Source organism: Pseudoalteromonas sp. NCCP-2140 (assembly GCF_023708065.1).
GTDB lineage: Bacteria > Pseudomonadota > Gammaproteobacteria > Enterobacterales > Alteromonadaceae > Pseudoalteromonas.
Window position 1 is genome coordinate 123,444 of the sequence record NZ_BRCZ01000009.1, and the last position, 15,156, is coordinate 138,599.

General features: G+C 37.4%; 13 protein-coding genes. All 13 read left to right on the top strand.

Features of this window, described 5'->3' with window-relative positions; genetic code table 11:
• Positions 1–2: 2 nt before the first annotated feature.
• The 13 genes from pseI to NFU46_RS16440 all read left to right on the top strand — a co-directional run bounded on the left by pseI (position 3) and on the right by NFU46_RS16440 (position 14,925).
• Entirely contained in the window at positions 3–1,055 is a 1,053-nt protein-coding gene (pseI, locus tag NFU46_RS16380; protein ID WP_251603324.1) for a pseudaminic acid synthase, read from the top strand.
• On the top strand, positions 1,048–2,313 hold the full coding sequence (locus NFU46_RS16385) for a lipopolysaccharide biosynthesis protein (protein ID WP_251603326.1): 1,266 nt from the start codon (positions 1,048–1,050) through the stop codon (positions 2,311–2,313). Before pseI ends, NFU46_RS16385 begins: the two co-directional genes overlap by 8 nt.
• Positions 2,306–3,514 (top strand): O-antigen ligase, encoded by a 1,209-nt coding sequence (locus NFU46_RS16390; RefSeq protein WP_251603328.1) that lies wholly within the window; start codon positions 2,306–2,308, stop codon positions 3,512–3,514. Before NFU46_RS16385 ends, NFU46_RS16390 begins: the two co-directional genes overlap by 8 nt.
• On the top strand, positions 3,511–4,416 hold the full coding sequence (locus NFU46_RS16395; RefSeq protein WP_251603330.1) for a glycosyltransferase family 52: 906 nt from the start codon (positions 3,511–3,513) through the stop codon (positions 4,414–4,416). Before NFU46_RS16390 ends, NFU46_RS16395 begins: the two co-directional genes overlap by 4 nt.
• Positions 4,403–5,326, top strand: a complete 924-nt coding sequence (locus NFU46_RS16400) for a glycosyltransferase family 4 protein (protein ID WP_251603332.1) — start codon at positions 4,403–4,405, stop codon at positions 5,324–5,326. Before NFU46_RS16395 ends, NFU46_RS16400 begins: the two co-directional genes overlap by 14 nt.
• Positions 5,316–6,668, top strand: a complete 1,353-nt coding sequence (locus NFU46_RS16405) for a hypothetical protein (RefSeq protein WP_251603335.1) — start codon at positions 5,316–5,318, stop codon at positions 6,666–6,668. Before NFU46_RS16400 ends, NFU46_RS16405 begins: the two co-directional genes overlap by 11 nt.
• Complete coding sequence (locus tag NFU46_RS16410) at positions 6,665–8,806, top strand: bi-domain-containing oxidoreductase (protein ID WP_251603338.1); 2,142 nt, start codon at positions 6,665–6,667, stop codon at positions 8,804–8,806. The genes NFU46_RS16405 and NFU46_RS16410 overlap by 4 nt, the downstream gene beginning before the upstream one ends.
• Complete coding sequence (locus NFU46_RS16415; protein WP_251603341.1) at positions 8,803–10,617, top strand: alginate lyase family protein; 1,815 nt, start codon at positions 8,803–8,805, stop codon at positions 10,615–10,617. Before NFU46_RS16410 ends, NFU46_RS16415 begins: the two co-directional genes overlap by 4 nt.
• Positions 10,618–10,619: 2 nt before the next feature.
• The gene (locus NFU46_RS16420; RefSeq protein WP_251603343.1) at positions 10,620–11,837 is read left to right on the top strand and encodes a glycosyltransferase family 4 protein; all 1,218 of its coding nucleotides are present in this window, start codon (positions 10,620–10,622) and stop codon (positions 11,835–11,837) included.
• The gene (locus tag NFU46_RS16425) at positions 11,834–12,430 is read left to right on the top strand and encodes a sugar transferase (protein WP_251603345.1); all 597 of its coding nucleotides are present in this window, start codon (positions 11,834–11,836) and stop codon (positions 12,428–12,430) included. The genes NFU46_RS16420 and NFU46_RS16425 overlap by 4 nt, the downstream gene beginning before the upstream one ends.
• Positions 12,423–13,052, top strand: coding sequence for an acetyltransferase (locus NFU46_RS16430; RefSeq protein ID WP_251603347.1), 630 nt, complete (start codon positions 12,423–12,425; stop codon positions 13,050–13,052). Before NFU46_RS16425 ends, NFU46_RS16430 begins: the two co-directional genes overlap by 8 nt.
• A 39-nt stretch (positions 13,053–13,091) precedes the next feature.
• On the top strand, positions 13,092–14,267 hold the full coding sequence (locus NFU46_RS16435) for a DegT/DnrJ/EryC1/StrS aminotransferase family protein (protein ID WP_251603350.1): 1,176 nt from the start codon (positions 13,092–13,094) through the stop codon (positions 14,265–14,267).
• Positions 14,268–14,541: 274 nt separating this feature from the next.
• Positions 14,542–14,925, top strand: coding sequence for a four helix bundle protein (locus NFU46_RS16440; protein ID WP_251603352.1), 384 nt, complete (start codon positions 14,542–14,544; stop codon positions 14,923–14,925).
• The last annotated feature ends 231 nt before the right edge of the window (positions 14,926–15,156 follow it).

Sequence of the window (15,156 nt, forward strand, 5' to 3'; positions counted from 1 at the left end):
CAATGACAAAGTTTATTACGATAGATAACAGAAAGGTAGGCCCAGATTACGCACCGTATATTATTGCGGAAATGTCAGCCAACCATAATGGCAGCATAGAAAATGCCTATAAAATAATGGAAATGGCAAAAGAATGTGGCGCAGATGCAATTAAGTTGCAAACTTATCGCCCCGATACCATCACAATGAAAAGTGATAACCCTGAGTTTTTAATTAAAGGTGGGTTATGGGATGGTAAAACACTTTATGACTTATACGAAGAGGCACATATGCCGTGGGAATGGCATAAACCGTTATTTGAGAAAGCAAAAGAGCTTGGCATTACAATTTTTAGTTCGCCATTTGATTTTACTGCAGTGGATATGTTGGAAGAGCTTGGTGCGCCAGCGTATAAGATAGCCTCGTTCGAGGCCATTGATTTACCCTTAATCGAATACGTAGCGAAAACGGGTAAGCCGATGATAATTTCGACGGGTATGGCAAACGAAGAAGAAATACGCGAAGCAGTAGAAACAGCGAGAAACGCAGGGTGTGAAGAATTGGTTGTTTTACATTGTGTGAGCGGTTACCCAGCGCCAGCAGAAGACTATAACTTAGCAACGGTTGCAGATATGGCAACGCGTTTTGATGTGCTAACGGGGCTGTCTGACCACACAATAGATAATACAACGGCTATTACGTCGGTTGCGTTAGGGGCATGTTTAATCGAAAAGCACGTTACGCTAGACAGAAATGGTGGTGGACCGGATGATAGTTTTTCGTTAGAGAAGCCAGAGCTAGCGCAGTTATGCAGAGACAGTAAAATAGCATGGCAGGCGCTAGGGAAAGTCAATTATGAGCGAAAAGAGAGCGAGAAGGGCAATGTAATTTTTAGGCGCTCACTGTATGTAGTGAAAGATGTCGCTGAAGGTGAGCTATTTACGCATGAGAATGTAAAGAGTATTAGGCCTGGATATGGCTTAGCGCCAAAGTATTTATATGACGTGATTGGTAAGGTTGCAAAGCAAGCGATACCTGCAGGTGTAGCGCTGCAGCTAGAGGTTGACAGTGAGTAAAAGGATTAAAATTAAAGAGATAGGAGCCTACTTTCTAGCAAATAGCATAGGGGCTATTACTCCATTTGTGTTAATCCCAATACTAACAGAATCCGTCACGCCGTCAGAGTATGGACAACTGGCTATCTTTCAGAGTTTGATTTTTTTATATACTGCACTTTCAGGTATGAATAGTAATGGTTATCTATTACGAGGTAACTACGGTAGTAGTGATGAAAAAAAGAGTGAAATCATTGCTTCTATTTTACAATTATTGATAGTGGCTTTTTTATTTCTGTGTTTAACTTCATGGGCTGTAAAAGAGCTCTTTGCACAACCGAGCTTAAAGTATAGTTGGCTTTATGGTTGTCTAGTCGTTTCAGTATTTAACTTTTTGATTCAAATGCGCTTAGTACAATGGCAGTATACAGGAAATGTAGGTTGTTATTTCGTTCTACAAGTGGCTCTGTCTTTAGTTAACCTTTTCACCTCTATTTTATTAATTAAAATTTTTGATACTTCGGCTGATGGCCGTGTTTTGGCAATGGTCATTTCTTACGTACTGTTCGGGGGGGGGGCATTTTTTCTTGTTTATAAACAGTATTTAAAGTTAAGTGTTCTCTCGAAAATAAACAAAAGTGAAATTATTAAGGTGCTGAAGTTTGGTGTTCCTTTAATGCCCCATGTCATAGGGATATTTATTTTCACTACAGTCGATAAGATTATTCTTGGTGAATATGTCGGGTATTCTACTTTAGGGGTGTTTTTCTTGGCATACCAGATTAGTTCATTATATCGGTTGATTTTTGATGCTATGAATAAAGTATATACACCTTATTTGTACTCTGTTTTATCTAGCCCAACGGCGCCTAAAAAACTTGCTTTAGTTCGCGTGAGTTACATGTTATTAATTTTGATCTCTCTGTTTGGGTTTGTTGGTGTGTGGGGAGCTGAAAATCTTCTAATATACTTTGTAGATGAAAAGTTTTATGAGGCGAGTATTTATATCCCATTGCTAATCGCTAGTCAGTGCTTTGGTGGGGCATATTTATTATTCACTGGTTATTTATTCTATTATGGGAAAACATGGTTGATATCTAAAGTTACCTTGTTTGTTGGTTTGCTCAATATTGTCCTTGTAATATTTACGATTCCATATTATGGAGCTTTTGGTGTTGCATGGGTTTTTCTCATTTCAAAAATTATACAGTTTGCTTTGGTTTGCTACTTAGCGAAAAGAGAAGCTAAATTATCTTGGGATAAGAATAACTATGTTTAATATAATAATATTTTTCTTTTCTTTATTTGTTTTTTTTCTATTGGCAATCACTTCAGGGTTTAATGCGGTTGTTTCTTTTGCGGTTGGCTTATTAACAATTTTTCTTTACCAGAAAAAAAACGATCTTTTTATAGTTTTGTTTTTTTTGTTAATTCTTTTGAATGATTATTTTGTCTTTCTGTTCTTCTGTTTGTTGTTTTTTTCTGCTTATATATATAAGTGCTTAGTTAATAAGTTGTTTGATAAGTGGGTTTTGTTTTCTCTTTTTAGTGTGTTGGTGTTGTTTGTTTTTTCTTTAGTTAATCTAGGGAGTAAAGATCTATTAATAAGGTTGTCAGTAGTTTTCTGTGTTTTTATTGTAATACCTATAATGGTGCAGTCATTAAATGTAAGAGAGTTGAGTGCACAAGTTTATATGGGGATTTTTAGTGTTTATTTATCGTCATTTTTAGTTAACTTTTTTGTTGTTTTTTATTTTTATAACAATTCAAGGCTTTCTATATTTAATGGTTCTGAAAATATTGCTATTGGTGTATTTTATTTGGTTGCACTATTTATCTTTTTTTCAAATCTTAAGTCCCATATTAAGCTTTTTGCTGTAGTGTTATTCTTAGTCTCATGTTACTTATCAGAATCTAGAACATCTCTTATTGTGGTTTTCATTTCTTTACTTATTTACTTTTTCAAAAGAATTGATGGTAAAGCCTTATTGAAGGGAGGAGGGGGGATTTCTGTTTTGCTTTTTATCTCGACATTTTTAGATTTCGATGGGCGTAAGTTTTCTTTTTTTAATAATTTATATAGTATGATTTATAATGAAGATAGTGTTCAAGATATGCTTTTGTTAGATATTAGGGGGAGTTTACTTCTCGATGGAATATCTATTATAAAAGATAACTTTCTTTTTGGGCTTGGTGCTGTACAGCCTGAAGTGTTTAAGGAAATGTATCTTACAAATTTGGCTACATTTCACAATGCCCTAATTGATTCTTTAGTAATGTATGGATTCATAGGAACTTTGTTTCTTGGGCACATAGTTTTTCTAGCCCTCAAAAAAATGCAATTTTCATATAACCCTTTTCTCCAAGTCACTTGTTTGACTTTTTTCATGTTATGTTTTCTTCAGCCATATTTTTTTAATTATCAGGTGGCTGGGCTTTTCATGTATTTATGTTGTTTGCATAATAGGAATAAAATATGAATGTTTTTATATGTCGAACTTCTCTTCAGCTTTATCTATCAAAGAAAATTTCTAAGAAGGTTCAAGGAACATCTTTGTATATTTATATAAATTCATCTGAAAGGCTAGATGAAAACGTGGTATTAAAAGAAGTTGATTTTTACATAGATCTTAAGACCTGTAAAAATCCAATCTATAATGTATATAAGCATGTAGTAGGATGGTGGAAGCTTAAAAGTCTATTGGTTAGTCTTAATATAAAGAAAATTTTTGTATCTTCTATTGATAACATTCTTATTTTAAAGACATTTGACTGTTTTCAACATCGATGTGAATTTTATAGTTTTGACGATGGTTTTGCTAATTATAACTATGATGGCCCCTACTATAAGGATCTTCGGAGCATTAGCTATAAAATTTTGGGGTTCTTTATGTTGCAAAAAGCCACCATATTTAATTTAAAAGAAAATATAAAAGAACATTATGCTCTTCGTCCTGAGAAAAGGAATTTGAGTGGTAATATTATTGGAGTTGAGCTCTCTAGTGACAGCTCAAAAGGGGCTCGAAGGGGAGTGGTGAAAATTTTTATTGGAACTGTTTATAGTGTTTATGGCTTGAGTAGTAACTCTAGTGTTCTGAAGAATTTGGTTGAGACTATGGATGTATATTTGCCTCATCCTAGTGAGCCATCACCAATAAAAAGTTTAAAGCGCAACTTTTTAAATTTGGCAGAAATTGAAGTTTTAAGGATGACAGAGCAGTATGAAGAAGTCCATTTGTATGGTTTCATGTCTACAGTATTGATTAACTTATGCTCAATAGATAACGTATTTATAACGCTAATTGAGACAGAAAAATCTCCATCCAGTGAAATTCTTAATGGCTTTGTAAATGAGGTGATAACGATAAATGTTGAAAAATGAGGCTAAAATTTATTTAACGGGAAAACTTCCACCTCCAATAGGTGGTGTAACGAAGTTTATACAGTATTTCTTGGAGGCTACGACAAACTCGAAAATTGACAATTATACAGCCCTATTAGATTGTCGTACTTTTTTTAAATTTTGGTTATTGAGAGATGCAGTTTTGGTAGTCAATGCATCAAACACCTTAAAGAGGTTCTTTTTTGTCTTATTGGGAAAGTTACTCTTTAGAAAAGTTTTTTTTGTAAAGCATGGAGGCCAATTATTTAAGTATGATTTTCTATTTCTTTTAGCTTTGATGTTATCTGATGGAGTATTGTGTTTAAATCGAAAAGTATTTAATGCCCTAGGGCAGAGTGTGAACAAGTTAATGATAACAACAATTTTTCAAGAGAATCGCTCTCATTTAATTAGACCATACCAAGAAAGAGAGGTTGATTTACTCCTATATGCTAATAATGATAGTGAAATTGAAGGGAAATCTGTTTATGGTTTAGATTTTATAATAGAGGCTATCGATGAGCTGAATTTCTCTCCTGAATTAACCATTGTAGACTTGAGTGGGAAATATCGAGAGCCATTCCTGAAGTATGAAAATATAACTTATTTAAGCAATGAAGTTGACTTTATAGATCTGTTGTCTAGAACAAAAGTTTATCTTAGGCCCACAATAACAGATGGAATGTCAGTCGCTATTTTGGAAGCCTTATCTCTAGGTGTGACATGCCTAGCAAGTGATGCGGTAGATAGGCCTAAAGGAGTTATCACGTATAAGTTAAATGATATTCAAGATTTTATATTAAAATTAGAAGAAGTCTTATCTCAAAAAACTAGAAAAAGGGACGTAGAGTTGACATCTATAGATTCTGTTATAACTTTTGTTTGTTCTGGAGTTTCAAGTGATAAATAGATTATATTTATATCTTCCTTATTTTTTACAGGATATCATAATTTCCATCTATGGATTTTTTAATGATCGCAGACGTTATGGTAAGCATTACTTGAATATAGAAAAAGAAAAACGAAATGCAATGCTGTGTGCACCAAACGATATTAAAGAAATGCAAGATAAAAGACTGTCAGAGGCTCTAAATAATGCAAAACAGTCAGCTTATTGGAGTCGAGTTTTCGATGATTATAATGTACATACTGAAAGTCCATGCCCCAGACAAGAGTTAGCTAAATTACCAATAATGTCTAAAAGTGATGCACGTAAAAATGCGGATGATATAAAAATTTATTTACCTAAAGCTATAAGTATAAATACTAGTGGAACAACAGGAGCTGGATTAGTTTTTTGTGAAACTTTAGAGTCCGAAGCTGAAAGATGGGCTGTTTGGTGGAGGTACAGAAATGCTGTAGGAATAGATAAGCAGCAATGGTGTGCTTTGTTTGGGGGAAGGACGATTATTAACACCAATTATACAGGCAAGCGATTTCACAGGATAAACTACTTTAGTAAACAAGTTTTGTTTAGTTGTTATCACTTAAGTCCGAATACTGTAGCAAATTATATTAATGAGTTAAACTCAAGAGAGATAAAATGGCTCCATGGGTATCCTTCTGTAATATCTGAACTAGCTTCATTAGCTCAGAGAAAGGGATTAAAACTAAATTATAAGGTGGATTACATTACTTTAGGTGCTGAAAGTGTAAATGCAAATCAGCTTCGAGCAATTGAAAAATTCTTTAGCGTTAAACCTACTCAACATTATGGTTTGGCAGAATCTGTTGCCAACTTTTCCCAAAGTAATCCACATAATAGTGATTTAATTGTTGATGAGGATTTTTCATTTGTAGAGTTTATTCCGAATAATAACTCTGTTGATGTGTTTAGAGTAATAGGATCAAACTTTAGTAACCCTGCATTTCCTCTCTTTAGATATGACACCGGTGATTTAGCTACAGGTGTCAATGAATCCGTATTTCCGAGAAAGTTGAAATCAGTAGATGGAAGAAAAGAAGACTTTGTTACATTACCTGATGGGCGGAGAATTGGACGGCTTGATCATATATTTAAAGATGCAACCTTTGTTGATGAAGCTCAACTGATTCAATTGGAAGACCTTTCCTTAGAAGTTAAGCTTGTAATAAATGAAGAGTGGTCAGAAAAAGAACATTTAGGAGAGTTGCAGGAGGCATTTAGATTGCGGTTAGGAAATGAAATAAAAATACAATTCAAAAAAGTCGATGTGATAAAAAGAACAAAATCAGGAAAGTTTAGGTTCGTAATTTCAAAGGTAACTGTATGAAACAAATTCTTCAAGATATGGCTAAAGGAGGCTCGGCCATTGTTGAAGCTCCTGCTCCTCAAGCAACAAAAAACCACGTTTTAATTAATACAGCTACAACGCTTATTTCAGCTGGAACCGAGCGTATGCTAGTTGACTTTGGTAAAGCTAATTTAATAGATAAAGCTCGTGCACAACCCGATAAAGTTAAAATGGTGCTTGAGAAAGTACAGACTGATGGTTTGATGACCACTGTTGACGCTGTTAAGTCTAAGCTCGCACAGCCTTTACCATTGGGCTACTGCAATGTTGGTATTATTGAAAGTGTAGGTAAAGGAGCTGATAATTTTAAAGTGGGCGATAGAGTGGTATCTAATGGCCCCCACGCAGATGTAGTGCGTGTTGCTAAAAACCTAGTTGCTAAAATACCTGATAATGTAACTGATGAAGAAGCGTCATTTACAGTTGTAGCAAGCATCGGTTTGCAAGGTATTCGCTTAGCTAACCCAACAATGGGCGAATGTTTTGTCGTTACTGGGGTTGGCTTAATTGGTTTATTAACAGTGCAAATGCTACGGGCGCAAGGCTGTAGAGTTTTAGCAATTGATTTTGACCAATCAAAGCTTGATTTAGCTAAGCAGTTTGGTGCTGAAACTTGTAACCCTGGTAAAGGCGAAGATCCAGTGGCTGCTGGTATGGCGTTTAGCCGTGGTGTTGGTGTAGATGGCGTTATTATTACAGCGTCAACAAAGTCAAATGACCCTGTGACACAAGCAGCTAGAATGAGCCGCAAACGCGGGCGTATTATTTTAGTTGGTGTAATTGGCCTTGAATTAAGCCGTGCTGACTTTTACGAAAAAGAATTAACCTTTCAGGTTTCATGTTCTTATGGCCCAGGTCGTTATGATTCAAGTTATGAAGAGCTAGGGAACGATTACCCGATAGCATTTGTACGTTGGACCGAGCAGCGTAATTTTGAAGCAATACTTGATATGATGTCTGGTGGTCAAATTAATGTTAAGCCATTAATTACACATAGATTCAAATTTGAAAACTCAAGCGATGCATATGATTTATTAACAACTGACAAAAGTGCATTAGGTATTTTGTTACAGTTTGAATCTGAAGTAGCAAGCCGTCATGAAAAAGTAATTAAATTAAATACAGCACCAAATTATCAAGCTGGTGAGCCTGTAGTTGGCTTTATTGGTGCAGGGAATTACGCATCGCGTATGTTGATCCCGGCTTTTAAAGAAGCGGGGGCACAATTTCATAGTATTTCTACCTCTGGTGGTATTAATGGCGTAATTCACGGTGAAAAAGCGGGGTTTGCTGAGGCAACCACTGATACACAAAACATGATTGATAACCCGAGTATTAATACAATTGCTATTGTTACTCGACACAATAGTCATGCTTATTTCGTTCAACAAGCGCTTAAAGCAGGTAAAAATGTTTTTGTTGAAAAGCCATTAGCTATTACGCATGAAGAACTTGCTGATGTAAAAGCTGCTTATGATGAAGCAATTAAAGCTGACAAAGCGCCTAAGTTAATGGTTGGTTTTAATCGTCGCTTTTCACCTCAAATTCAAAAAATGAAAGAGTTATTAGCACCAATTAAAGAGCCTAGGTCTTTTATTATGACTATGAATGCAGGAAATATCCCAGCAGACCATTGGACACAAGATAACAGTGTAGGAGGCGGTCGTATTATTGGTGAAGCTTGCCACTTTATAGATTTAATGCGCTACTTAGCTGATAGTGAAATTGTAAGCGTCCAGGCACGTAGAATGGGTGATACCGACTCTGTGGAAGTTACTGAAGATAAAGCGGCTATTATTCTCGGCTTTGCTGATGGCTCATTTGGGACTATTCATTATTTAGCAAATGGCGCTGCTAGTTTCCCTAAAGAGCGGGTAGAGGTATTTGCAGCAGGTGGTACATTACAGTTAGATAACTTTATTAAATTAAAAGGGTTTGGCTGGAAAGGGTTTAAAAAGCTTAACTTATGGAAGCAAGATAAAGGTCAAACGGCTTGCTCTGCTGCTTTTATTAATTCTGTTAAGCAAGGGGCGGTAGCACCTATTCCTGCTAATGAATTGTTTGAAGTTGCTAAAGTCACGATTGATATAGCTGAGCAGTTGCGTTTACAAAAATGAGCTTAGTTAAAGTGAAAACAGCACTCGGATTAGGTGTATCAAACTTGATCCGAGTATTTGCATATCAGCTAGGGATAAAAACAGGGCTGAATAAAGTAAAAAGTATTACCAGCGAAATTAAGCAAGGGGACTTTTTTACGCCGTATATTGGCTCGGCTGTTAATATCCAGTGTAATACTCAATGGTTTAATAAGCATACTTACTTTGGTATTGAGAGAGCTAACGAAGCGATCCCTAATTGGCACCAAAGTTGTTTAAATAACGAATTAGCGCCTGCTGATAAACCGTGGTACTTAATTGGTGATTTTAATAACCAATTAGGTGATATCAAAGGTGTATGGGAGGCGTCACGTTTTGATTGGGTCGTTAGTTTTGCGCAACACGTAGCAACGGGTGATGTAACAGCGATTAACAAATTAAACACATGGTTAATTGATTGGGTAGATAAGAACCCAACCTACAACGGAGTTAATTGGAAGTGTGGACAAGAGGCATCAATAAGGGTGATGCACTTGGCGTTAGCTGCTCTTATACTAAAACAAACTCATAATACCACTCCTGCATTACTAAGCTTTATAAAAGCGCACCTAAAGCGAATATCACCCACAATAATGTATGCTGTTGCGCAAGACAATAACCATGGTACATCAGAAGCTGCTGCACTTTATATTGGTGGATCTTGGCTTGCACAAAATGGCGATGCAGAAGGTGTTAAATGGCAAAAGCAAGGATTTAAGTGGCTAGAAAATAGAGCTAAAAAATTAATTGAAGAAGATGGGAGTTTTAGCCAGTACTCTGTAACTTATCATCGTGTAATGTTAGATACATATAGCTTGGTAGAAGTTTGGCGGCAAAAGCATGAGCTCCCTCTTTTTACAAAACGCTTATATGCTAAATTAAAAGTTGCCACTAATTGGCTGTTTTATTTTACTAACCCCAAAACAGGCGATGCACCAAATCTTGGTGCTAATGACGGTGCGCGTTTAATTCCTTTAACGGGCACTGACTACAGGGATTTTAGACCAAGTGTTCAACTTGCAAGTGTATTGTTTAATAGTAAAGTTGCTTATGAGTATCCTGGAGATTTTAACATCCCACTTAACTGGTTAGAGTTAAACATACCTGAGCAATCAATAGCAGGTAAAGCGCCAAAAGATTTTATCAATGGTGGCTACACTTATCTAGCTAACACAAATGCAGTGCTTTATTTCAACTACCCTATGTATAAGTTTAGACCAAGCCAATGTGATGCTTTGCATATCGATTTTTGGCTAAATGGCCAAAATATATTTCGCGACGGTGGTACATTTAGCTACAATGCTGGGCAAAAATACATTGATTACTACGGTGGCTTAAAGAGCCATAACACGGTTGAATTTGATTCGCATGAACAAATGCCACGTTTAAGCCGTTTTTTATTGGGTGATTGGTTAAAAACCTCTACTAAAAGTGAGCTTGCTGTAAGCAATGAGTACCAAACGGTTACTGCAGGCTATAAAGACCGCTTTGGTTGCGAGCATACTAGAGCTATAAAATTACACCCTAATTCATTAATAATACAAGATACAATTAATGGTTTTAAAGACAAAGCATTACTGCGGCTTAGGCTTGCTCCTGCTGATTGGCAATTAGTTGGTGATAGTGTTGTTAGTGAGTTATGCACAATCAGCTTTTCAGCTGATATCAACATAAAACGTATTGAACTAACCACGGGTTATGAATCTCGCTATTATTATCAAGAATCTGAAATTCCAGTACTCGAAATCGAAGTTAATAAACCTGGAATACTTATCACGGAAGTAAAGTTTTAATTATGAATGTTTTATATTTTCACCAGCACTTTTCCACTCCTAGTGGTTCTACAGGTATACGGTCATATGAAATGGCACAGCGTTTACTGAAGCATGGGCACCAAGTTACTATGGTTTGTGGTAGTTATGGAGGAGGTGAAACAGGTCTAACTGGGCAGTTTATTAAAGGGCGCAGGGAAGGTGTGGTTGATGGTATTCATATCATAGAATTTGATTTGGCTTATTCAAATGCTGATGGGTTAATAAAGCGAGCTGGTACTTTTTTAAAGTTTGCTTTAAAAAGTATCGGTATTGCGTTAACGCACAAATACGACGTGGTTTTTGCAACAACAACGCCTTTAACTGCTGGTATACCTGGAATATTTGCGCGCTGGCTTAGAGGCAAGCCTTTTGTATTTGAGGTTCGTGATTTATGGCCTGAGTTACCAAAAGAAATGGGGGTAATCACAAACCCGCTAGTGTTAACTGCTATGTCTGCTTTAGAATGGTGCTCTTACCGTTCCGCACATCGTTGCATTGGTTTGTCACCTGGGATTGTTGAGGGAATTAAAAAACGTGGTGTAAAAGCCAGTAAAGTTGAAATAGTCCCTAATGGCTGTGATTTAACAATATTTGCTGACAATGTACATCCTTGGCGGCCTGATGGTGTTGCTGATACAGATTTAATGGCTGTTTTTACAGGTACTCATGGACAGGCAAATGGCTTAGATGCTGCTTTAGATGCCGCTGTCGAATTAAAAAAACGCGGCCGTCACGATATTAAACTCGTTTTAGTTGGTCAAGGTAAGTTGAAGGAAAGTTTACAGGCAAGAGCTAAGAAAGAAGGGTTGGATAATGTAATATTCCACCCCCCTGTTAATAAAAGCAAATTAGCTGAGCTGATGAAAGGTGCAGATATTGGCTTGCAGTTATTAGCTAATATTCCAGCTTTTTATTATGGCACATCACCTAACAAATTCTTTGATTATATTTCTGCGGGCTTACCTGTTCTTAATAATTATCCAGGTTGGTTAGCTGGGATGATTAACGATAATAATTGTGGCTATGCTATTGAGCCTGATAACGCACAAGCATTTGCTGATGCATTAATAAATGCGGCTGACAATAAAGAGCTGCTTCCCGAAATGGGTGATAATGCTTTGGCTTTAGCTAAGCGGGACTTTAATCGACACAACCTTGCGGATAAATGGGTAACTTGGGTAACTGGAGTTAAAAAATGAAACGCGTCTTTGATTTTTTAGTTGCTCTTTTTGCATTACTTACTTTATTACCTGTCGTAACTGTTGTTGCTGTACTTATACGTTTTAAACTGGGTTCACCTATTTTATTTACGCAAGATCGCCCAGGTTTGAATGGCAAAATTTTTAAAATGATGAAGTTTAGAACTATGCTCGATGCTAAAGATAAGCAGGGGAACTTGTTGCCAGATCATGAACGTATGACTAAGTTTGGTGCATTTTTACGCTCGACTAGTTTAGATGAACTGCCAGGTTTATTTAATGTACTTAAAGGTGATATGAGCTTAGTTGGCCCTAGGCCGCTTTTAGTGCAATATCTACCACTTTATAATACCGAGCAAGCTCGCCGTCATGATGTACGCCCTGGTATAACTGGCTGGGCACAAGTAAATGGCCGAAATGCCATTAGCTGGGAAGACAAATTTAAGCTTGATGTATGGTATGTTGACAACCAAAGTTTGCTGCTCGATATAAAAATACTATTTTTAACGGTAAAAAAAGTATTTGTTCGTGAAGGTATCAGTGCAGACGGGCATGTAACTATTGAGCCATTCAAAGGTTCAAATAATGACTAAACAGTTAGCTATAGTTGGTGCAAGTGGCCACGGTAAGGTAATTGCTGATATCGCTGAGCAGTTGGGTTTTATTGTTAAGTTTTATGACGATGCATACCCTAGTAAAACCCACATTGAACACTGGACAATCCATGGTACTTGCGCTGATTTAATTGCGCTAAAACATCAAAGCCCCACGTGTAGTAATGACGTAGTTGTAGCAATTGGTAATAACGAAATTCGCCAGCAAAAAATACAGTTGTTACAACAAAGCAGCTTTAACCTCATTACCTTAATTCACCCAACCGCAGTGATAAGTAAATACGCAGTAATAGCACAAGGCTGCGTAGTTTTTGCCGGTGCTGTTATCAATGCATTTGCTAAAGTAGGGGTTGGTTGTATTATCAACACTGCAGCGGTTGTTGAACATGATTGCAGTATTGGTGATTTTACGCATATTTGCCCTAATACCGCTTTAGCTGGCGGTGTTATCGTGGGCAGTAAAAGTTGGATTGGTATCGGCAGCCAAGTAAAGCAGTTAGTGGCTATTGGCAGTAATTGTTTGATTGGTGCAGGTAGTACTGTAGTAAAAAATATACCTGATAATGTTACTGCATTTGGCTCTCCTGCAGTACCAAGATAAGTTAAACACTCATTTCTATATGGAATTAATAGGAACATCATGTTAAATACCCCGTTTTCTCCTTGGCCTAGCTTCACACAAGAAGAGGCTGACGCTGTAAGCCGTGTAGTTCTATCAAACAAAGTTAACTACTGGACTGGTACTGAAGGCCGCGAGTTTGAAAAAGAATTTGCCAGTTGGGCTGATAGTGAATACGCAATAGCGCTTGGTAACGGTACGCTTGCGTTAGATGTTGCACTGAAAGCGTTAAATGTAGGCGCGGGTGATGAAGTTATTACTACACCTCGTACATTCTTAGCTTCAGCCTCGAGTATTGTGACTGCTGGCGCTGCGCCTGTTTTTGCTGATGTTGATTTAAACAGCCAAGCGATTACTGCTGAGTCTATAAAGGCGGTATTAACACCAAAAACTAAAGCAGTCATTGTAGTGCATTTAGCGGGTATGCCAGCTGAAATGGATGCCATAATGGCACTCAGTGAACAACACGGCTTTTATGTGATAGAAGATTGCGCACAAGCGCACGGTGCAAAATATAAAGGTAAATCGGTTGGTAGTATTGGCCATGTTGGTGCATGGAGTTTTTGCCAAGACAAAATAATGTCTACAGGCGGTGAAGGTGGCATGGTTACTACAAACTCTAAAGAGCTTTGGAGTAAAATGTGGAGCTATAAAGATCATGGTAAAAGCTTTGATGCGATATACAACCGTGAACACCCACCAGGCTTTAGATGGTTACACGAAAGCTTTGGTACGAACTGGCGTATGACAGAAATGCAGGCTGTTCTTGGCCGTATTCAATTAACCCGTATGAGTGATTGGACTGCAAAACGACAAGCTTATGCTGCTGCGTTAGATAAAGCAGCTGCTAGTTTTAACTGTATTCGTTTAGTAGAAGTACCAGAGTATTGCGAGCACGCAGAGTACAAGCACTATATGTTTATTAAACCTGAGCAGTTGGCTGAAGGCTGGGATCGCGACCGCATTGTAAACACAGTTGTTGAACGAGGCGTGCCTTGTTTTCAGGGTAGTTGTTCTGAGGTTTACCTTGAAAAAGCATTTGATAATACACCTTGGCGACCCGCAAAACGTTTACCTAACGCAGTTGAATTGGGTGAAACTTCGTTAATGTTTTTAGTTCACCCGACTTTAACAGAGGCTGAAATTGCCAAAACAACTCAGGTAATGAAAGAAGTGTTTGAGTTAGCGAGTAAGTAATAGGTTACTAGGCTCTAGGGAAGTGACTAGGTTCTAGGGAAGTGACCAGGTTCTAGGGAAGTGACCAGGTTCTAGGGAAGTGACCAGGTTCTAGGGAAGTGACCAGGTTCTAGGGAAGTGACCAGGTTCTAGGGAAATGACTAGGTTCTAGGGAAGTGACTAGGTTCTAGGAAGTGACTAGGTTCTAGGAAAGTGAGTAGGTTCTAGGAAAGTGAGTAGGTTCTAGGAAGTGACTAGGTTTTAGAAGAAGTCTAGGGAACTAAGGATGGTAATTATGCAATTTGAAAAACTGGATGTTTGGAAAAGAGCTTCTCGTTTAGCATGTGATATTTATAAAGTTACTAAAGATTGTAAGGATTATGGCTTTAAAGATCAGGTAACGCGTTCAGCTGTTTCTATTTCCTCTAATATAGCCGAGGGAATAGAGCGTGAAACTGTGAATGATGAATCTAGATTTTTGTATTATGCTAAAGGTTCTGCAGGTGAGTTAGTTACGCAGCTTTATATTGGCATTGAAATTGGATTTATAGAAAAAGAGCATGGATTAAAGCTAATATCTGAAGCTAAGCAAGTTGCAGCTATGATCGCTTCGTTAATAAAGCGGAGAAAGGGTTTTGTTAAAGAGCGAGAGTCTATTTATGATATTGGTAGCTCCTAGCTCCTAGCTCCTAGCTCCTAGCTCCTAGCTCCTAGCTCCTAGCTCCTAGCTCCTAGCTCCTAGCTCCTAGCTCCTAGCTCCTAGCTCCTAGCTCCTAGCTCCTAGCTCCTAGTACTTCATCACACAAGTTCTGACTAGTTGAGGGCACCATAAGCCCTCTCAAGTTTTTCACGAGCTGATTCAACATTAAATAGCCAGTTTATACTTGTTCTTTCTTTATTCCTGCTCCAT

Excerpts from the sequence above, each read along its gene's own strand:
- NFU46_RS16440 (WP_251603352.1), top strand. The coding sequence starts at position 14,542 with ATGCAATTTGAAAAACTGGATGTTTGGAAAAGAGCTTCTCGTTTAGCA.
- NFU46_RS16395 (WP_251603330.1), top strand. The coding sequence starts at position 3,511 with ATGAATGTTTTTATATGTCGAACTTCTCTTCAGCTTTATCTATCAAAG.
- NFU46_RS16425 (WP_251603345.1), top strand. The coding sequence starts at position 11,834 with ATGAAACGCGTCTTTGATTTTTTAGTTGCTCTTTTTGCATTACTTACT.
- NFU46_RS16415 (WP_251603341.1), top strand. The coding sequence starts at position 8,803 with ATGAGCTTAGTTAAAGTGAAAACAGCACTCGGATTAGGTGTATCAAAC.
- NFU46_RS16390 (WP_251603328.1), top strand. The coding sequence starts at position 2,306 with ATGTTTAATATAATAATATTTTTCTTTTCTTTATTTGTTTTTTTTCTA.
- NFU46_RS16430 (WP_251603347.1), top strand. The coding sequence starts at position 12,423 with ATGACTAAACAGTTAGCTATAGTTGGTGCAAGTGGCCACGGTAAGGTA.
- NFU46_RS16435 (WP_251603350.1), top strand. The coding sequence starts at position 13,092 with ATGTTAAATACCCCGTTTTCTCCTTGGCCTAGCTTCACACAAGAAGAG.
- NFU46_RS16410 (WP_251603338.1), top strand. The coding sequence starts at position 6,665 with ATGAAACAAATTCTTCAAGATATGGCTAAAGGAGGCTCGGCCATTGTT.
- pseI (WP_251603324.1), top strand. The coding sequence starts at position 3 with ATGACAAAGTTTATTACGATAGATAACAGAAAGGTAGGCCCAGATTAC.
- NFU46_RS16420 (WP_251603343.1), top strand. The coding sequence starts at position 10,620 with ATGAATGTTTTATATTTTCACCAGCACTTTTCCACTCCTAGTGGTTCT.
- NFU46_RS16400 (WP_251603332.1), top strand. The coding sequence starts at position 4,403 with ATGTTGAAAAATGAGGCTAAAATTTATTTAACGGGAAAACTTCCACCT.